Annotated in this window: 13 protein-coding genes; 7 read left to right on the top strand and 6 right to left on the bottom strand. The window is 50.3% G+C overall.

Going from position 1 to position 20205, the window contains the following annotated elements; translation table 11 throughout:
* Window positions 1–18: 18 nt before the first annotated feature.
* From GmarT_RS15725 to GmarT_RS15710, 4 genes are all read right to left on the bottom strand, one after another.
* A complete protein-coding gene (locus GmarT_RS15725) occupies window positions 19–1500 on the bottom strand; it encodes a DUF1501 domain-containing protein (protein WP_002643526.1) in 1482 nt (493 codons plus the stop codon).
* A gap of 35 nt (window positions 1501–1535) precedes the next feature.
* On the bottom strand, window positions 1536–4166 hold the full coding sequence (locus GmarT_RS15720) for a DUF1549 and DUF1553 domain-containing protein (protein WP_002643527.1): 2631 nt from the start codon (window positions 4164–4166) through the stop codon (window positions 1536–1538).
* Window positions 4167–4465: 299 nt separating this feature from the next.
* Window positions 4466–4750 carry a hypothetical protein gene (locus tag GmarT_RS15715; RefSeq protein WP_002643528.1) on the bottom strand — a complete coding sequence of 95 codons (285 nt, stop codon included), beginning with the start codon at window positions 4748–4750 and terminating at the stop codon, window positions 4466–4468.
* Window positions 4747–6723 (bottom strand): sulfatase, encoded by a 1977-nt coding sequence (locus GmarT_RS15710; protein ID WP_002643529.1) that lies wholly within the window; start codon window positions 6721–6723, stop codon window positions 4747–4749. The genes GmarT_RS15715 and GmarT_RS15710 overlap by 4 nt, the downstream gene beginning before the upstream one ends.
* 312 nt (window positions 6724–7035) lie before the next feature.
* Here GmarT_RS15710 and GmarT_RS15705 point away from each other — a divergent pair, with 312 nt between their 5' ends.
* The 7 genes from GmarT_RS15705 (at window position 7036) to GmarT_RS15680 (ending at window position 13274) form a co-directional block, all read left to right on the top strand.
* Window positions 7036–8460, top strand: a complete 1425-nt coding sequence (locus tag GmarT_RS15705; RefSeq protein ID WP_002643530.1) for a sulfatase-like hydrolase/transferase — start codon at window positions 7036–7038, stop codon at window positions 8458–8460.
* A 107-nt stretch (window positions 8461–8567) separates the two neighbouring features.
* On the top strand, window positions 8568–9551 hold the full coding sequence (locus GmarT_RS15700; RefSeq protein WP_002643531.1) for a homocysteine S-methyltransferase family protein: 984 nt from the start codon (window positions 8568–8570) through the stop codon (window positions 9549–9551).
* 62 nt (window positions 9552–9613) lie between these two features.
* The gene (locus GmarT_RS15695) at window positions 9614–11092 is read left to right on the top strand and encodes a neutral/alkaline non-lysosomal ceramidase N-terminal domain-containing protein (protein ID WP_044235892.1); all 1479 of its coding nucleotides are present in this window, start codon (window positions 9614–9616) and stop codon (window positions 11090–11092) included.
* Between the two features lie 20 nt (window positions 11093–11112).
* Window positions 11113–12138 (top strand): sialidase family protein, encoded by a 1026-nt coding sequence (locus GmarT_RS15690; RefSeq protein ID WP_002643533.1) that lies wholly within the window; start codon window positions 11113–11115, stop codon window positions 12136–12138.
* 171 nt (window positions 12139–12309) lie between these two features.
* Complete coding sequence (locus tag GmarT_RS15685) at window positions 12310–12795, top strand: T6SS immunity protein Tdi1 domain-containing protein (RefSeq protein ID WP_002643534.1); 486 nt, start codon at window positions 12310–12312, stop codon at window positions 12793–12795.
* 29 nt (window positions 12796–12824) lie between these two features.
* On the top strand, window positions 12825–12992 hold the full coding sequence (locus tag GmarT_RS29550; protein ID WP_002643535.1) for a hypothetical protein: 168 nt from the start codon (window positions 12825–12827) through the stop codon (window positions 12990–12992).
* 48 nt (window positions 12993–13040) lie between these two features.
* Window positions 13041–13274: a hypothetical protein gene (locus tag GmarT_RS15680; RefSeq protein ID WP_002643536.1), complete on the top strand. Its 234-nt coding sequence runs from the start codon at window positions 13041–13043 to the stop codon at window positions 13272–13274.
* 168 nt (window positions 13275–13442) lie between these two features.
* On the opposite strand, the gene GmarT_RS15675 is transcribed toward GmarT_RS15680, so the two are convergent.
* Together GmarT_RS15675 and GmarT_RS15670 are read right to left on the bottom strand one after the other, a co-directional pair.
* Entirely contained in the window at window positions 13443–17219 is a 3777-nt protein-coding gene (locus GmarT_RS15675) for a tetratricopeptide repeat protein (RefSeq protein ID WP_002643537.1), read from the bottom strand.
* Between the two features lie 394 nt (window positions 17220–17613).
* Window positions 17614–19569 carry a PQQ-dependent sugar dehydrogenase gene (locus tag GmarT_RS15670; protein ID WP_230682486.1) on the bottom strand — a complete coding sequence of 652 codons (1956 nt, stop codon included), beginning with the start codon at window positions 19567–19569 and terminating at the stop codon, window positions 17614–17616.
* Window positions 19570–20205 lie beyond the last annotated feature (636 nt).

Raw genomic sequence — 20205 nt, 5'->3', positions numbered from 1 at the left:
CTCTCTGCTCTGCTTGAATCAGCCGATAATATCGTGGATGACTTCGCCGTAATCCCGTTCGAGCCGTTGTCGACCCGGATAATTCAGGCGGGTCGTGTCGAGTCCCATCTGATGCAGTACCGTCGCATGCAGGTCGGTCACGTAATGCCGATTTTCGACTGCATGGAAACCAAGTTCGTCCGTAGCGCCGTGAACATGACCACCTTTGATGCCACCTCCTGCCATCGCGATACTGAATCCATGCGGGTGGTGATCGCGGCCAGAACCGGCAACGGTCTTATTGCTTTCGCGGTATTCGGCACCCGGAGTACGTCCGAATTCGGAACCAATGACGACCATCGTTTCATCCAGCAGACCACGCAGTTTCAGGTCTTTGATGAGACCGGCAATCGGCTGATCCACTTCTTTAGCAAGCTTTGAATGCAGGCGTTTAATATCACGATGGGAATCCCAGGCACCGGCGTTTCCACGATAGCCGTGGAACAGCTGGATGAAACGGACTCCCTGTTCGCTCAGACGTCGTGCTGCCAGACACTTTTCACCGAAAGCTTTTGTGGAAGAGTCGCCGAGACCATACAGGTCCTGCACGTATTGGGTTTCTTCCTGAAAATTCATGACATCAGGGACGGCGGACTGCATCTGGAACGCCAGTTCGTAAGATTTGATTCGTGCCTGCAGGTTTTTGTCATCAGGATAATGAATGCCTGTCTGGCGATTGAGTTTTCCGAGGAGGCCGAACATTTCCTGTTGTTCAGTGGGCGTCAATGATTTATCTGCAGAACGTACAAAAGAGAGTGGTGCTTTGGGATCGACTTTCAGACGAACGCCGGCATGTTCTGGTCCAAGATAAGAAGAACCGTGTGTCCAGGCGGCTCCACAGCAGTCAGCACTGGGATTTCCCAATACGACATAATGTGGCAGGTTCTGATTGGCTGTACCCAGTCCATAACTGACCCAGGATCCGACGGTTGGGAAAGCGCCTTCCGTAATCTTACGACCGGTGTGATAAGTGAGCTGCGCACCGTGGTTGTTATCGATGGTCCACATGGAGCGAACCAGAGTCAGGTCGTCGGCACAGGAACCCATGTGCGGGAACCAGTCGCTGATTTCGAGTCCACTTTCGCCGTACTTTTTAAAGCCGGTCTGCAGCGGCATCAGCGATTTATAGATCTTTCGTTTCTGTTTGGAAGGATCAAGCAGTACTTTATTGATTTTGTCTTTATTGAGAACCGTTTCCGCAAACGGAGTTTCTTCGATTGATTTTCCAGAATACTTGTTGAGCGCCGGCTTGGGATCGAAGCTTTCCAGATGGCTGAGTCCGCCAATCAGAAAAATCCAGATGACTGATTTGGCGCGGGGAGCCAGGTGGCGACCTTCTCCGGGAGCAGAAGCCTGCAGTTCGCCTTGTTGAAACAGGAGTGAGGTCATGGCCATTCCGGTCATACCCATTCCGGTGTCGGTTAGAAAGCGACGGCGATTTGTGTGAGGCATGTGTGACATATCAATGTCTTTCTGTTATCAGTCAACGTCGATCCTCAGCGGATCGTAACGAAATCATTATGGTTGAACAGGACGGTAACCAGTTGCTGAAACTGGTCTGTTGATGGTTTGATGTCGCTGGATTCAGAAGCATGAGTCAGGAATTCACGGCACATTTTCTGTTCTGCGACATCGGGATGGCGGGATAAAATGCTGAGGAACGCCTGTTGGATAAAGTCATCAAGTTTGCCTGATGTCTGTTTGAGCAATTTTTGTGTCAACGCTTCAGTCGCCTGAAAAGTCAGTCTGCTATTCGCCATGGCGAGTGCCTGATGAGGCTGAACGCTCATGTCGCGCATATAGCATTCAGTGACACTGGGACCATCAAAAATCTGTACGAATTCCACCAGCTTTTCATGGGCGTGTCTGAGATAGATACTTTTGCGAACGGAATCCTGGGCCTGGGTATTATCGATATCAGGGCCGCCAAGCTGTGGGTCCAGACGACCGGGAATATATATCAGATTGTCGCGGACGATTTCCCCTTCCATCCGCATGGCAGATTTTTTCCAGTAGTATTTATTGTCAGGATCAATTTTGTGGTTTTCCTCAGATCCTGTACCCGCCATCCGATAAGTGGAACTGGTGACAATCAAGCGGTGCATTTCTTTCATACTCCAATCCTGCTTAACCAGTTCTGCTGCCAGCCAGTCGAGCAGAGCAGGGTGGGTCGGTCCACGTCCGTTCCCGCCGAACTCGTTGACGGTGGGAACAATCGGCTGGCCGAAGTGACGCAGCCAGATATGGTTCATGGCGACACGTGCTGTCAATGGGTTTTTGCCGTCTGTCAGCCAGCGGGCGAATGCGAGCCGACGGCCTGAACTGGACCTGGGATAGACGGGCTGCTTGCGCGGTGTGTATTTGGTGGTCAGCTTGGCCTTGGAATCTGTTTCCGCTTTTTTAAGAGCCGTCTCTGCGGTTTTGTGCTGTTGCTCTGCTTTTTTCAACCGTAGTTTTGCTTTGGTAATGACGGACTTTTTCTTTTTGGCTTCCGCGTTTTCCAATGCCTGTTGGGCCGCTTGCTGTTCCTGTGTTGCGGAGATCAGATTCCATCGGGCATTTTCGAGGGCTGACTGTCTCTGCAGTTTGACCAGATTTAGAGCGGCCTCTTTCCATGTATCGGATTTCTTGTCGCCTTTCGCTACCATTTCCTCAATGGCAAACTGAGCTTCCAACACTGCCAGTTCGCTTTCCGCAGCCACACGCTGTTCTTTCGCTTTGGCTTGTTCCATCATTTTTCTGGCGTGTGACAGCAGGTCCCTTTTGACCGTTTCACGTCGTGCGGGTTGACTGGCAACCATCGGAAGCGAAACGGGGCTGACTTTAAATTCTCCGCCCAGGAAGGTAGGAACCCCGGGAGGAATGGCTTCCTCTTTGACGGGGCGGCGTTCATCCCCTTTCTCAAATAACCAGGTTTTGGCGGTTAATGATTTGTCGTAAGCACGGGGGATGCCGTTCTTGGCTGTGTCCAGCACACCTTCGACACGGTCGGTGCGCACATGGTACGTCTCAAAAATGGCCCGCATTTCATAGTATTCACGCTGTTCAATCTCGTCATACATGTGATCGTGACATTTCGCACATCCGACGGTGATTCCCAGGAATGCCTGCGAAGTATGTTTGACGACATCGTCCATCCATTGATCGCGTTTCGAGTGATAATTACGTGCCAGGTAACCGGTGGCGCGGAGGGTATCCCAGTCGTCTGGTTTGAGTTCATCGGCAGCCAGCATTTCAACCAGCATCTGATCGTAGCCTTTGTCGGCATTGAGCGATTCGATGATCCAGTCTCGCCAGTGCCAGATATGACGCTGGCTCTCTCTGAGAGCTTGTTTGTATCCTGCCCAGTCACTGTACCGCCAGACATCCATCCAGTGACGCCCCCAGCGCTCGCCATAAGCAGGGTGGTTCAGCAGGCGTGTGACAACGTCTTCGTAAGCCTGTGGATTGGTTTTCTGTTCCTTGAGGAAATCCTGAATCTCAGCAGGAGTCGGATTGAGTCCGATGAGGTCGAGATAGACGCGTCGTAACAGGATTTCCGGACTGGCTTCTTTCGCGCGTTGCAGTCCTTCCTGTTCATGACCAGCGGCGATGAATTGATCAATGGGATTGCGGGCCCAGTCCGCGTCTTTGATCAGCGGGACTTCGGGGCGATTCACTGGCTTGAATGGCTTCCAGGCATAACGGCTTTTATATTCGGTAAAATCAGCAGTCAACCGCTTCAGCTTTTCGGCTGCCTTGGCATCCGGGAATTTAGTTTTGTCGCCGGGAGCAGTGCCAAACAGAATTTCCTGCAGATTGGAAAACCCGTCGTTGTCGGCGTCTGCTTCGGACAGCAGTTTGAGCCGCAAATCAATTTCAGGATCACGCTCCGCTTTGAGTAGTTTGTCGGCTTCCAGTCGCAGCTGGTTTCCGAAAGGGTTGTGAGGGAAATCTTCGAGTGATTCGGCGCCTTCCGCATGCGCTCCCACGTGACAGACGCTGCAGGAATTCAGATTCGCAGGCAGGTACTCCCCGAAGTAGCGGACAAAGGCCTGGCGATTCGCCGGGTTGGCGCAGACGGGACTGGGGATCAGAATGCCAGTCAACAGCAGGCAGATCGAAAATAGTTTCTGAAATCCGTTCATGGTATGACCAATTAAGTTCTGCGCGATCGCAAAATGAATGAACGCTGGTGGAATCAGGATTGTAAAACATTAGATGTCGTGAGTGTTTCACACACGCATCCGGCGAGAGTTAAGGCAGGAAAAAGTACCCTCTGTAAATCGTTATCTGGTAATTCAAAAAGATACTTTATTTATTGTAGCAGAATTAGACGAGAATGCCAGAAGAATTGATGAAGTCTCGGGTTCACATCAGACAAAAATAGTATCTGCCTGTATGGTACTTTGGAGAAGTAGTCGCCGTACAAATACAGGACTGGAATTTATTTTTCAGCCTGGATTTTCAGTTTTCTGAACTCGATCGCGCCTGCTTTTTCTTCGGCAGCGCCTCCGGAATTTCCTCCGAAACCAAAGTTCTGTTTCGTTTCGTGGATGGCGGGATGTTTTACAGTCCAGGTTCCCAGTCCCCCAAACCAGTCTTTGGTGAGTGGCGTCTGGAACGTTTCCTCCAGTATGGTTTCTACAGCGGAGACAGAAGCGTTTTGTAATTCAAGCATCAGGCAGAATGAGAACAGTCGTAGAGATGAGATGAGTCGTGATTGAATCAAGGCTTGACTCTGCTGAAGTCCCAGGCACTAATGTTTTTCTTTGTTTTCGCTGTCTGGAATTGAATGGATTGAATATCGAGCGGTCCTGATTTGACAGGTAAGTAGAGTCGCACAATGCCAGTCTTCCCGGTGACGGGCAAATGGAGCTTGACCTCCTGCCAGTCTTTACTCGCAGCGAGATCGAATTTTACCGTCTGTCCCTGCCTGGGGAATTCGGTCTGTTCAGCTGTCTTCCAGGTGATGTTTCCTGCCCCCCCTTTCGAACTGCGCAAACGCATCGTCAGTGTGAGCGGACCTGTCTGTTTCACCTGTGCCGTACCAAGGAATGGCTTGCGACCATCGGCTTCCATTCTCAGTGCACCATCTATCAGTGTGATTTTCGAGAATTTAGGAACCAGACCCCGCTCTGGATCTCTCCCCTTGTTGTCAATATTGCCGGGACGCGGTTTATAAGCAGGGTTGGGTTGTGGATAGAGCGCGCCGGTCTCCTTAACGAATTCGTCGATCAACGCATCGAGTTCACGAACTTTGTCTGGCCGTTGACGGGCCAGATTGTCTGATTCAGAGATATCCGCTTTCAGATTATAAAGTTCTCGTATCTCAGGGTAGAGACGATGTGGTTCGAAGCGACGGATCAGCTTCCAGTCTCCCTGTCGCACAGAGACAGCGGGGATCAGATGCGGAAACCAGGTGAAGTAAGCGGTTCGTTCGAGTTCACCCGTCTGTTCCAGAACTGGTAAAAACGATTTCCCGTCAATAATCTGGTTTGCCGGCTGACTCAGCTTCAATGAGTCAAGGATGGTCGGATAGAGATCAATGGGACCCACAATCGCATCAGAAGTGGTACCTGGCTGGATATGGCCGGGCCAGCGGACCATGAGGGGCACGCGCTGGCCTCCTTCATAGATTCGCCCTTTGCCTTCCCGCAACGGTGCATTGTTCGTTGGTGGTTCGCCGCCCGCCCATTTGCGATAGCTATTAATGGTTTTATATAGAGGATGTTTGTCGGTGATCTTCTTTAGTTTCGGATCATCGCTGCTCCAACTGTGGGCATTGCCGCCGTTGTCGGAATAAAAAATGAAGAGGGTGTTGTCAGCCAGTTTCAGTTCATCCAGTTTCTGCAAGATGCGTCCCAGGCTTTCATCGACGTTACGCAGCATGGAGGCCATCACGGGATTACGCTGCTCCTTACGCGGGTCCTGTTTCTTTGCAAATTCGGCTGTGTATTCTGCTTTATGTTGCCAGGGGCCATGTACCGAATAGTGCCAGAGATTCAGAAAGAAGGGTTCACTGCGATGTGCTTCCATAAACTGGATGGCTTCACTCGTCAGGCGATCGGTAATGTGTTCGCCGTCTGGTCCGTCAGTGATGTTTCCTACCCGGTGTTGAGCCGTCGGTTTGCCAGTGGGAGTAACGCCATACGGAGAAAAGTAGCTCGGCGGACCAGGATCGGGTGCGCAATGCCAGACGGTTTCGAATCCCTGTTTGTCGGGACGATGCGGTGTTGTCAGACCCAGGTGCCATTTTCCGAAGTGGCCCGTGCGATAGCCGGCGTCGCGTAACGCTTCGGCAAGCGTGTATTGATTCGGTTCGAGATAGTTTTTACTGACAGGCATACGTAATTTCTGGTTCGGGGGCGCGGCTGTCGGCAGGAACTCGAAATTTTCAGCTTGCGGGGGGCGATGTCCTGTGGCGCTGGTGATACCATGTCGGGATGGGTACTGACCTGTCAGTATCGACGCCCGCGTGGGGGAACAGAGCGGCGTCGCATAAGCGTTGGTGAAACGCATCGACTGCTTAGCGAGTTTCGACATGTTGGGCGTTTCGTAATAGCGGGAACCATACGGTTCACTGTCCATCCATCCCATGTCATCGACGAGGAACAGGACGACATTGGGGGCTCTGTCAGCTGCTACGGTTTCAGCAGAACTGATTGCAATCATACAGAATAGAACAACCAGGAATTGTTTCATATTATCCCTCTGAATAGTGAGCGCTGCATGGTGGTCAACTGAGAATAACGATCTGCTGGGGACATATTCTACCAGTCTACAGAGGTGGAAACTACACTCGAGTTGAAAACTGTTTTCTCCAATAGATGATCTTCATTGATTTAGTAATTGAGGTTAAAAAAGGGGAGTATGATTCGGATCAGCTGATGTAAAGTTCGCTGGTGAGCTGTTAAAATAAACGCGTTGACTCATACTGTGAAAAACGATTAGGAAAAAAGCGTAGAGTTCTTTTTTGCCTTAACTACACGGGTTATCGACACCAGGGTAAATTTCATGCGAAATCTTTTACGAGTGCTTCTGTTTCTGCAACTGTTGACGACGCTCGTTCATGCTGAATCGTCAAAACCCAATATTATTACCGTGTTCATTGATGACATGGGCTGGAGTGATCTCTCCTGTTATGGAGGGAAGGTGACTCAAACGAAAAATATTGATCGTCTGGCGAGTGAAGGTCTGCGTTTTACTAATTTCTATGTGAACTCTCCCATTTGTTCGCCGTCGCGGGTCGCTCTGACGACGGGACAGTATCCACAACGGTGGAAGATCACTTCTTACCTGGCGCGTCGCAAAGTCAATCGGGAACGCGGTCTGGCACAGTGGCTGGATCCAGCCGCTCCTGTACTGGCACGCGAACTGAATCAGGCTGGCTATGCGACGGGGCACTTCGGCAAATGGCATATGGGAGGGCAGAGAGACGTCGGGAATGCGCCGTTGATTACGAAATACGGTTTTGATCGCAGCCTGACGAATTTTGAAGGACTCGGGCCGCGAGTACTCCCTTTAAAAGATGCCTATGATGGTAAGCCGCCGAAGAAACATGACCTGGGTTCTGCCGATCTTGGTCAAGGACCGATTTACTGGGAAGACCGTTCTGTGGTGACAGCTGCTTTTGTGAAAGAGGCGTTGACTTTTATTGATCATGCCGAGGCAACCGGTCAACCTTTCTTCCTGAATCTCTGGCCCGACGATGTGCACTCTCCCTTCTTTCCTCCCGAAATTCTGCGCGACGCCACTGATGAGAGTAAACGGGCCTTGTATTATGCTGTGCTGGATGCCATGGACCAGCAGTTGGGACTGCTGTTTGACCGGGTGCATAACGATAAGCGTCTGAAGAACAATACGCTGATTCTGATCGCATCGGATAATGGACCGGAAGAAGGCGCAGGCCTGGCCGAACCGTTACGGGGTGCAAAGACCTGGCTGTATGAAGGGGGAGTCCGTTCGCCGTTGATTGTGTGGGGACCCGGGCTGGTGGCTTCTGACGCAGTCGGCACTACGAATACGAAATCTGTTCTCTGTGCGCTCGATGTGAACCGTTCCCTTTATACGTTGACGGGAACGGAATTGCCATCCGGTATCACGCTGGACGGTGAAGACCTGTCGGAAACGTTACTGGGTAAAAGTGAAACGGGGCGTAACGCTCCCATTTTCTGGCGTCGTCCTCCAGATCGACCGGGGACGAAACAGGAACCGAATCCCGATCTGGCGGTGCGCGACGGGAAATGGAAGTTGTATGTGAACTACGATGGAAACGGCGTTCAACTGTATGATCTGGAAGCAGATGTATCCGAAACGCAGAATCGGGCAGACGATTACCCGGAAATTGTTGCGCGTCTGAAGCAGGCCGTTGTTGAATGGAACCGGAATCTGCCAGCCGACGCTGGCGATCCGACGTGGCGTCCGGAAGCGAAAAGGTAAGCATAGGAGTGTTCAATACTAAGTCCTTTGACTCGGAACTGATGTCTGCTCATAATAAGAAGGTCATTTTCCTCTAGATTCTGCCACGCCTGTAACGAGATCGAAACATGAAAATCAAATTGCGAATGCTTACCTCAATTCTGTGTCTCTGTTTCATTTCTGTTTACATGAAGTCAGATGCTGATGCTGCGGAGTCGGATCAAAAAGAGACGCTGAATGTGCTCTTTATCGGAAACAGTTACACGGCACGACACAATCTGGCGCAGGTCGTCAAAAAAATGGCAGAAGCAGGCCATCCGAAGCTGACTTTCAAGCCTACCACGGTGATTTATGGCGGGCGACGCCTGGTGGATCACTGGAATCTGGGTTCTCAAAATTATGTCAAGCTGGATGAACTGACGTCCGAGGAAGAGAAGCAGACGATTACCGGTCTGCAGAAGGATGCGAAAGATCCCCGGAATCGTTACGCGGCAGCCGCGTTGAAACGACATCAGAAGTTACTCAAGGAACTGGATGCAGAACATCCCAAGTGGGATGTCGTCGTTCTGCAATCATACCGTGATGACCTGAAAGGAGCTGACTCGCTATATGCTCAGTATGCTCCCCGATTTGCAGAACTGGCGAAAAAGCAGGGGGCCCGTGTGATTCTGTATGAAACGACGCCAAATACTCAGAACGCGAAGGCTTTAAAAAATCCCCCTGTTGCTGCTGCGGCTGTCATGCAGAAAGCAAAAGCGATTGCGGCACTGGCAAAACAAGTCGATGCGAGTGCGGCTCCGATGTCGCTGGCAGGCTTCCATTGTCAGACGGAACGTCCAGATTTGACGCTGCGGTTCATCAACGATGCTCATCTCAATCAGACGATGGCGTATCTGACGGCCTGCTGTCTGTATGCAGCTTTGTTTGATCGCAGTCCGGAAGGCTTACCCGTGGATTCAATTACCGACATCCGTTATTTCGATAATAAAGACCGGACGAAGGACCGGGATGGGAACCCGATAACCACAATGTTCTCTGCCAAAGATCGAGCCGATCTGCAGCGAATTGCCTGGAAGAGTTACCAGCAGTTCAAAACGCTGCGTGATGACTAGCGTTGACACTTTCCTTTTCTATAAACCATCACTTGGCACATATTACTAAGGGCACCTGTTCCATGTTGTCTATTGTTCGAATCTTAGTTTTGTTTAGTATTCTGTTGTCTGGCTTCGTCGTCAGCGCTGCGGATTTCAAGACTGGAATACAGGTGGGAGTCGCGGAGATCGATATCACGCCACCGGTTGGTTTTCCGATGGCCGGTTATTATCACGAGCGACTGGCTGAGGGAACCATCGATCCACTGAAAGCCAAAGCGGTGGTGTTTCGCGAAGGAGATACTGCAGCGGTGCTTGTGGTCTGCGATTTGATTGGTATCGCCACGGATCTATCAAAAGAAGTGCGCAGGATTGCGTCTGAGAAAACGGGGATTCCCGCTGAGAATATCGTGATTGCTGCTACACATTCCCATACCGCACCTGACTATATGAAGGAGCTGTATCTGTACCTGGGAAAGGAGTCGCAGGAGAAACTTCGCAAAGAATACATAGAAAAACTGATCAACGGGCCGGTAACGGCTATCGAGCAGGCGAATGAGAATGTAAAACCGGCAGCTCTGACAACCGGGAGTGCGATACAACAGACGCCGGTCTCATTCAACCGTCGCTTTGTGATGCGTGACGGGAGTGTGAAAACCTGGCAGTCATTGAAGAACCCGGAAGTGATTCGTGCTGCAGGACCCATCGATACTGAAATCGGTCTACTGGCAATTACCGATCGGGAGAGTGGGAAAAAACAGGGGGTGATCAGTAATTTTGCTTTGCACCTTGATACGGTGGGCGGAATGAAGTGGAGTGCCGACTATCCTTATTTTATCGAACAGAGTTTGCGTGAAACGCTCGGACCGGATGTAATTTCGATCTTCGGCACCGGTTGTTGTGGCGATATCAATCATTCCAATCCAGCATCACCTGTCCGAAATAAAGTCGATTTTATTGGAAAGTCACTGGGAACTTCGGTCACGGAGCAACTTGAGAAATTAACTCCACTAAAAAATACCACTTTAACAGTCGGCTCTCAGGTTGTGAATCTGCCTCTGCAGGATGCGTCACCGGAGGAGGTCGCACGATCCATCAAAATCCTGGAAATAGCACACAAAGGAGGAAAGGTCGATTTCTTTGATCATGTGACCGCTTATAAAAAAATGATCCTCGATCAGATTCGGCACAAACAACCGCATGCCAAAACAATTGAGCATATCACCTGGGGACTGAGTCGTTCATTGGCCGGCGCGGGTGAGTCGTTGCCCGTGGATGTGACGGTGATGACAATGGGAGATGAGGTGGCCATCGTCTGTCTGCCCGGCGAAGTGTTTGTCGAACTGGGACTGGCAATCAAACAGGCTTCCCCTTTTAAGACCACAATGATTGTAGAATTGTCCAATACGGTCGAAACGATTTACATTCCCCACCGGGCCGCCTATGCGGGAGGCAGTTATGAAGTGACGAACTCGAATGTGCAGCCAGGCAGTGGGGAAATGCTGGTGGAAGCAGCAGTGAAACTGTTGCGGGAAGCTGCGACCAAAAACAGGACAGATTGAACTCAGAAAAGGCTGCAGATATGGTTTCACTTCGCTTGATACTGTTGATGACGTGTCTCTTTTTTCAGCAGGGGATTGCTGCAGCGGACAAACCGGTTTCGATTCTGGCACAGCGTATCCAGGGGCACATTCATCCGTCGATCTGTAGGTCCCAGGATGGAACGTTGATTGTCGTTTATAAAGGGGCGAATGTGCTGATGTGTTCGCGATCGGACGATCAGGGCGCAACCTGGTCCACGCCCCAGGCGATTGAAACATCGGCAAAGCGACCGGCAAACATTCGCGAAGTGAAAAAGTATGAAGTCTATCCTGGAACCGCTGATTGCTTACCCGATGGTCGCATTCTGGTCACCTGGAACTATATTGCCGATGATAAAGTGAAAGACGGTTATTACGAGCGGGCCCTGCTGTATACCCTCAGTGAGGATCAGGGGCGCAGTTGGAGTGAGCAGCGACTGATCGGACCGGTTGACGGCAGGCATCTGGGAGCGGTGCGGCATAATGTGTTGCCCTGGAACAGAGGGCGCTGGCTGTTACCGCTGCGTGTGGGAGTGCCTCGATTGTATGATCCAGAGACCGGTATTCTTGAAGAATATCCATTGGAGGGGTCAGACGGAGTTCAATATGAGTTTCAGCAGATTGTGCGGACCGCCAATGGTTCCTTTCTGGCGATGGGGCCTGTGCTTTTGCGTTCGAATGATGAAGGACAGCACTGGACACCCGTCAAAAGATTTCCGGCGATTCCCGATCAACGGGACAATGCGGAAGGTCGGTATCTGACGACACTCTCTGATGGTCGCGTGCTGGTGACGTGGGGCAGGGGACAGAAGAATCAGGGACTGAGTTTCAATCTGTCGATCGATGATGGGCAAACATGGGATGCACGTCGGACTGTCGTTCTGCTGCCTGACACGCCTGTCGCAGCCCGCTATTATTCTGCGCGAACGATTCAGGTAGATGACCAGCATGTGGGCACGGTGTTCATGAACCGGGAGGGGGTTCATTTTTTGAAAGTGCCTTTGAAACGCCTGCGTGATCCTTCCTGACAGGGCATTCTTTGTAGTGATTTCTAAAATCAATAAATGACTGGATTCTGCAGAAAGAATCCCAAAAAGTCATTTGCACTCTGAAAATAGACGTGTTAACGTGACCGCACTATTCAATTCTCTGCTTTAAGAGATTTATTAATTACGATAACCTCTGATGGGAGGATGACAATGGAAATCACATTGAACGATCTGACAATCAACCCTGAAGGGGTTGACCTGGATGAACTACTTTCCGACTGGAACTGGGCGATGCCGGAACCGATGCGGCCCGTGCTGCTGACCGCGCTGGGTGATCTATTTGCGCAGGGCGAAACGGGGGTTGTCTATTTTGTCGATGTGATCGAAGGACATATCAGAGTTGTTGCCGAGGACGGATCTGTATTTGAAGATCTGCTCTCAGATATGGAATTTGTGACAGACCATTTCTTCCCTTCGCGGATAGTGGAACTCCGGGAAGCGGGAATTGAATTGGAAGCCAACCAGGTTTACAGCCATCAGCTGCCACTCGTACTGGGAGGCAATGACGAGCTGGAAAATTATGAGACGTCGGATGTCAGAGTCTACATCAGCATTCAGGGACAGATTCATGAGCAGGTAAAAGATCTGCCTGAGGGAACCGTCATTTCCGATGTGGAGATAGAAGACATCGAGTAGCGTGGTGACAATTAGCGGGAGCCCCAAACATGAACGAGAGTTCCCCTCAGTCGTTTGGTCGGTTTCTGCGTTCCCTGCCTGTAGTCCAGACGCATCTGCTGTTTGGTGGTGGAATCGTTCTGTTTTCTTATACGCTGATTGCCGGGGAGGGGCCTGAGGATACGGGACTGGGATTGTTGTTCTGTATCGTGGTTTAGCCGATTGTGCTGGCGCTGCTCTGGTATCAGTAGAAATCAGAAGTCACGATGGCGGTTGAGGAAGCGATTGAACGGGAAACCGAGCCTGAGAAAAACAGGCGCAAACGCATCCGGTATCGAAGGTTGGCGCTGTTCTTTACGTTTGTTGTTTCTGTCTCGTTTGTTGTCGCCGGCTTACCAGAGCGAGTCACATTTAACCATAGCGTCTCCCGATCTAATATACACGGTCCAAATGGTCTTGGAGACGCTACAGGAAAACTGGACACAGTCAAGGTTGGCTGATTGACGGTTTCCCGGCGTAATACCTGGGTTATCTGCTGCTGTTGTTTACGGCGGCCGGGATTGGGGGTATCAATATCTGGTACGGTGGACCCCTGGATCTCCGGAATGATCCACCAGAAGAGGACTACGATGAAAGTCAGGTATAAAACTTGTCTATCAGAGCGTTAACTAATCATTCTCTGGTGCTCGTCGATAGGGTTCTCCCTTGTTGAACAGGCTCCATCTGCGGTTAGCTTCGACTTTTTGTGATTCCGGGGCGAGCTCTGATGCCTGACGCTGCATGTCCGCAGCTTCTTTAAATTGTCCTGATTCAGCAAAGGCGACTGCTAACGCCGCATAATTAACCCAGTACTTTGTCGGAAGCAGGTCGAATGACTGTTGTGCATATTTGAGCGCCTGAGCTCCATCACGAATTTCTGCCTGTTCGCAGCCAGCCAGTAAATAGGCCAGATTGTTATAAGGCAGCCAGAAATCGGGTTCAATTTCGATCGCTTTTTTATAATCGGCGATAGCGGCCGAATAATTCTGCTGTGATTCGTGGAGCAGGCCACGGTTTACCAGGGCAATCACAAGGTCCGGTTTTAACTTTAACGCTTCGTCAAGAGTCTTGATCGCTTCATCCAGTTTCTCTCGCTTCTTCTGCTTGAGTGCCTCAAGGACCAACTGAATTGCCGGGCTGAATGAGTCATCGTATTCTGTTTTGGTACGGGGGCCTGTTTTTTTATTTTGTGAATAGAGATGATGTGATGCTAGTGCGCAGTTGTATTTCACCGTCTTGGGAGATGTCGCAGCCAGGCGCAGATAATATTCAGACAATCCTGACTTGTTTCTCTGTTCCAGGAATTTCCCGACGAAGTAATAGAAGTTTGTCGGATTACCGTCAGTCAACTGTGCGACTTCAGACTGGAACAGCACGGGATTCCAACTGACCGAATCCGGATTCTGCAGGATTCGCTGGAAAGCGTTTGCCAGATCGGCTTCTCCGAAATAGATATTAAACTGGCCGGCGACCTGTTTGAGTAAGTCATCGCGCTGCTCAGGCAGTTCCAGGTCCTCAGCGAGCAATGCGGCATGCAGTCCACAATAAGAATTGTTAAATTTTCTGAAAGCTGTTGAAAACGTTTCAAATGCCTGCGATTTTGAGCCCTGAATGATCTGATAAATGCCAAGTTGCATTCTTTGGGAAAGCGTACTGTTTTCCGTATTTCCCAGCAGTTGCTGTTCGGCAAGACGTCTGGCAGATTCCAGATCGCCGGTTTTATTACGCACACACCAGAAGTACCAGTCGGTGACACTGGTTTCGTATCGTTTTGAGCAGGCTTTCACCAAAGCCTCAGACTGTTCAAGGTCACCCAGTCCTTCATAGCAGTTCGCGGCGCAGGTCAGCCCCCAGCCGGAATAGGATGTCGCGGCTTTCACTGCGTGCGGTTTTGCCTCTTCCCATTCTCCTTTCTGCATGTGATAGTTGGCCAGTTGATAGTGAATACGCGGTATTTCGAGACCGAAGGAGGGGAGCGTAAGGGCTTTTTCTATGGTCGGTTTCCACTTCTCAGTCTCACCACGGTCATAGTAGAGATTAGCCAGAAAAGTATAGGAACTGGCATCAGGAGCAAGCTCGATACGACGCTTCAGGATTTCTTCTGTTTTTGCATCATCTTTTGCAGCATAAAAATAATTTGCCAGTGCCGTTAATACGAGCGCATTAGTATTATATTTCTTCTGCAGTTCGCCAGCATGTTCTTTTGCGTATTCCTGATTGACTCTGAGGTTCATCGCGACCGTTTCAGGCATATGGGGACTGACTCTCAACATTCTTCTGGCAGTGGTAAGGTAATGCTCGTTGTCGTTCTGAGAACTCATGCTGTTGAACCAGCGTGCTTGATGCAGCAGGTCCTGGTAAATGTAATCGACATTTTTATCGATTTCAGAATATAACTTCCTATAGGCTTCCTGATTTAATTTATAATAGCTGCTCGAAACCAGTTGATTTGAGATAATTCCCAGTTCGCGCGGATGATATGAATTCAGGAGTTTTTTATAAGCTTCCCTGGCTTCTGTCTGATCCGAAGTATAAGCGGCAATATAGAACTCGTAGGGGTGTCCTTTAACCAGAGGTAATTGCTGTTCGAGAAAATCATCCACATTGACTGCCAGGCTGCCCTTGCGCACATTCAGTTTGTGATTGAGATGCAGGAATGTGACTTCCTGCAATAATTGTCCCAGCGCATTTTCGGATGGTTCAAATTCAGTGGAGGGAGAAGACTTGAGCGCATCAATGATCCTCATGCGAGCCTGTTCTTCACCGAGTAATCTGAGGGGACTCGGCAGCATGGTTTGCAGGACAGGTCTGGCTGTGTTAGACAGATTTGCTTCCTGCAGTTTCTGATACAACGGCTGCCAGAGTTGGTCCAGACGTTGTTCCGTGACCATTCTCTGTATACCCAGCGCATTGACTTCACTGAGTCGATCCATTGCCCGGCAACATTCGGGATCTCGTTTCAACAGTTCCTCTGTCTGAGCCAGCATCTGTTTTTCGTTGCCCTTCGGGTCTGCCTGCAGCATGCGCAGGTAGAGTGCCAGGGGCTTTAACTCATCATTTTCAACGGCTTTGTCCAGAACTTCAGGCTGGTAAGCACAATAGGCCTCGATCAAGCCAGTCCATTCCGGTGGAGACTGCTGTTTCGCAGTACTTTTATTATCAGCCGCACGGATGGCTTCGATATCGTCTAAGGCGGTTTCGTGCAGCCCCGACAAAGCGCGGGCGTAAGCACGATGGGCCAGCGCCCAGGCGGAAGCGTTGGACCGAAATTTTAAACGCTCAGCGTATAAGAGTGCCCGCGCCTTGAAGACTTTGTGAGCCGGGCTCCAGTAAATTTCGGTCAGACTGCCAAGATTGGCGTAGGCCCGGATCAGCACCGAGAGCCGCTCCGGGGTTTCACCGTCCTCTCTGATCGCGGCATGTATGTCTTGAACGACCGTGTATTGAGAGATAAAGTTCCATTCGTTCAATCGCTGCAGCGTCTTTTCCGGGATGGTGGACTGCGCTTTCCACTCAGGTGCTTTGCCTGTATATCCGGCTGCCTTCATAAAATCCACGAAACCAGTGCGGGACAGGGCTTCCGTTTTTTCAACCAGAGATTCCAGTGGGGATTCACGTCTGAATTCAATCGTCTCCGATTCCCAGAAGACGGTTGGTTTTTCTTTGAAGGGACGCTCCAGTTCGATATCCATTTTTCCTGTAAAAGAGATCCGGCTTCTTAGCTTAACTGGGAACGTATCCGGATTTTCAATCAAACGAACTTCGCCACGTAATGAGGCGTCACGCGTGACCAGCTGCAGTTGATCTCTGCCACTGATGTAGACTGCCTGTCGAATAATTTCTTCTGCGAGAATTCCCTGTAATCCGAAAGCTTGTGAGTCGAACTGACTGTCTGCCAGGACGGGGATGTTTTCATAGTCCTGGCTGAGTCCTTTTTCGGGAAGTACCTGCCTCTGGACGAACGGCTTTGCAGTTAAGGGAGCGGTTTGCTCATCATCAAAAGGTTTAACATCAGTTTCGAGGGAGAGAACGACATCATCGACTCCGGTTGAAAGTTCGATCGCGAATGTGCGAAACAGACTGGGCCAGCGATATTGTAACTGCTTTCCTTTATTCGTCAGCCGCTCGTCGCCATACGGAAAACCTTTGACCAGACCTTTTGCTTCTTTGAGAATTAGTTCTTGTCCTTTGTTTTTATCAGCCTGACTGAGACGACTCTGCAGGCTTTCCAAGGTGCTCGAGTATCCATACCGGGCATTTGCTTCGAGGAGTACAACAATCAACGCGAGCGCAATCAGACCCCAGACAATGGTTCGTTCAATGGGGGATCGTTTCTTTTTTCCGGTTGCCAGTGCTTGTTGCGAAGTTGGTTCGAGTGATTCAGGATTCTGATCTGTGTCCGCCATCGTGCATACTCCGAAAGAAATGAGTGCTTCAGTTTTCTTAAGCGTCTCGCTGGCCAAGGAGACTGAGTTGACTGGAATGAGAGACGCGATGCAGAAAGGAGATACGTTCCAGATCCTCGGTTCAAATGGCAGTGCAAAACGAGTGCTCGACTGTCTACTAAGGCTTCATGGTATCGCTGAACAAAGGTCCGTTCCAGAAAATTTCAGGAAAATAACAGCGCGGACAGAAGGCGTGAGTAGTACTACCTATATAAGAAGTGTGAGGTGATAACGGTGCGCCCTCTAGGTAAAAAAACTTTTGTTCGATGGGAGACGCCAGGCTGTAAACAAAAAAAAGATCCAGGTCTCATTCAGAAAAGAGACCTGGATCTTTAAGAGATTTGTTTTTAAATATTTACTTCTTCTCAAAGCGGAAGATGCCTTCGCCCCCTTTGACGGTCTGAACGGTGTAGTACAGTTCGCCGTCTTCGTCAGTGCCGAAGGACATGACGGGGACTGTGCTGGCATCCAGGCGGAGGTTTTTGACGACTTCGTCTGACTCTACATCGTATTCGAGAGCCCAGATTTTGCCGGAGACGTAGTCGGCATAGACATACAGGCCATCGAGTTCGGGCAGTCGCTGACCCCGGTAGACGATACCGCCGGTAATGGATCGACCGACGCCGTGATCGTATTCCCAGATGGGCGCGATCGGTTTTTCTTTCGCGGTTTCAGGGCGGTTCCCAAAGTTGTGTGTCCCTTCACGGACACTCCAGCCGTAGTTGCCTCCTTTTTTGATGATGTTGACTTCTTCCCAGAGGTCCTGTCCCACATCTCCGGCGTACAGTGTTTTGGTGTTGGGATCAAAACTCAGACGCCAGACATTTCGCAGGCCGTACGCATAGATTTCGGGTTTCGCATTCGCACGATCAACAAACGGGTTGTCTGCGGGAATGGCATAATTCTTGCCGTCTGATTTTTTATCAACATCAATCCGTAAAATGGAACCGAGTAACGTTTCCAGGTTTTGTCCGTTCCCCAGGGGATCGTTTCCGGAACCGCCATCGCCGAGACCGATATAGAGATAGCCGTCCGGGCCGAATACGATGCAGCCACCGTTATGGTTCCCGTAGGGCTGGTCAATCTCCATGATCGTCGTTTCGCTGTTGGGATCGGCTTTGTTCGGATCGTCTTTCGAAACAGTAAAGCGGGAAACCTTTGATTTGCGAGGTGTTCCTTCCGCGGAATAGTAGACGAAGAACTGACCATTCTGTTTATAGTCGGGATGGAAGGCCAATCCTAGCAGGCCTTCTTCGTTATTTTTTTTCCAGGGAGCGACTTTGTCGCGGAGGTCGAGAAACAGTTTGGTTTTCTCGGGTGATTTTTTATCAATGATCTGAATCATGCCGCGCTGCGTGGTGACGAAGATGCGTCCGCTGCCATCGTTGGCGTGTGTGATTGCCATGGGGCGCAGGGGAACGACTTTTCCTGTCTCTTCATTAACTGGTTCCCAACCTTCCCATTCCAGATTGGGGAATGCAGGTACGCCTTTGAGGGCCAATTCACCATCACTGGGATCCTGTACAGAGCCATCCGCGGGAATTTCGCGGATTTTGATATTACGGAAAGAGACCAGGTCGTTGTGGTCCTGCAGGCAGATGTGTCCTTTGGTTGGTTTTCCAAAACTGGGATACTTGGAAAATTTGCTGGCGGCAACGCGTTTGTTCCAGTCGGCACTTCCTTTATCGAACTGAAAGTATTTGACGCCATTCATGATGATCTGGGATCGATCGGGGCCCACGCGGAGAAACAGGTGGTTCCAGTCTCCAGCGGGACGTGTGGCATCGACGACTGCCGGGGTCACTTTCTTACCTGCCTTTTCGGCTTCAATCATCCACTTGGGAGTGGCCGGCTTATAGAGCTGGTAAAGCCAGCCTGCTTTCTGAGGATCGTGCCCATCGACGTTATCCTGAATCTGCACTTCCGGTCCGGTCATCCAGGGGGTCTTTTCTTCTTCGGTGACATGGAACATCAGTCCGCTGTTCCCTTCAGGAGAAATGCGGTATTCCAATGAGAGTTCGAAGAAGCCGAACTGGTCGTCAGTTATGATATCTCCGGCCCCTTTGGCGGAGCGAGAGAGGACGCCGTCTTTGATTGTCCAGCCATCACTGACTCCCTCTTTTTTATAGTTGCGCCAGCCATCAGTGGTCTTGCCGTCAAACAGCAGTTTCCAGCCACTCTTCTGTTCGGCTTTGGACAGCTTGTTGAGGGAAGTGTCAGAGTCGGCCGAGATCACTGCTGTGTTGGTCATTAGCAGTGACAGGCAGGCGGGGATTAAAAACAGTGTTAGAGCTCTGGGCTTTCGAATCACAGTTGCGCTTCCTTTATGAATCAATGATCGGTGTGAGTTGGGGAGCAGATGTATTTTCTGTTAGACAGAATGCTTCTATCTTAATTCCGATCCGTATTAATTCCCAGCAGGAATCAACTAAAAACACATAATTGGATATGGGGCAAGAATGGAATCATATTCCTGCCTGGAGTTGTTATCTTTTTTTGCATAGGTCTCATAATAAAACGCGTGCACCCCGCTGAACGGTTCTGTCCTGCTGAGACATTTTGGGCTCAATGGAGAATTGTGTATGTGATAGAATATGGGGTTATGAAAAACCTCTGGTTTTAAATTGGTTTGGACCTGTCATGAGAGCCTCGAATGGTTTACCGCATTCAATATGCAGATCTCTCACACGGAGAGCTTACTTTATGAAGGGGCGTAGAGCCGTCAAGGGGAACCGAAAACATGTTGTGTCGATACCGTGACGAAAGGTGTTGATACCAGAACGATAACAGGGCGAAGCCGGTTTGAAACTGCGGTGAACTGTGTCGATACGAGAGGAATGGATGAGCAGTTGTTTTTCAAATCGTGCTGAAACCAGGGACTTTCATAGTGTTGTCTGATAATTCGTTTCTGTTATTCAGGTGAACTGATAGTGGATCGCGCGCGACT

The sequence above is a fragment of the Gimesia maris genome (assembly GCF_008298035.1).
Lineage (GTDB): Bacteria > Planctomycetota > Planctomycetia > Planctomycetales > Planctomycetaceae > Gimesia > Gimesia maris.
Note: the sequence above shows the minus strand (reverse complement) of the source record. Positions and strands in the feature narration are given on the sequence as shown.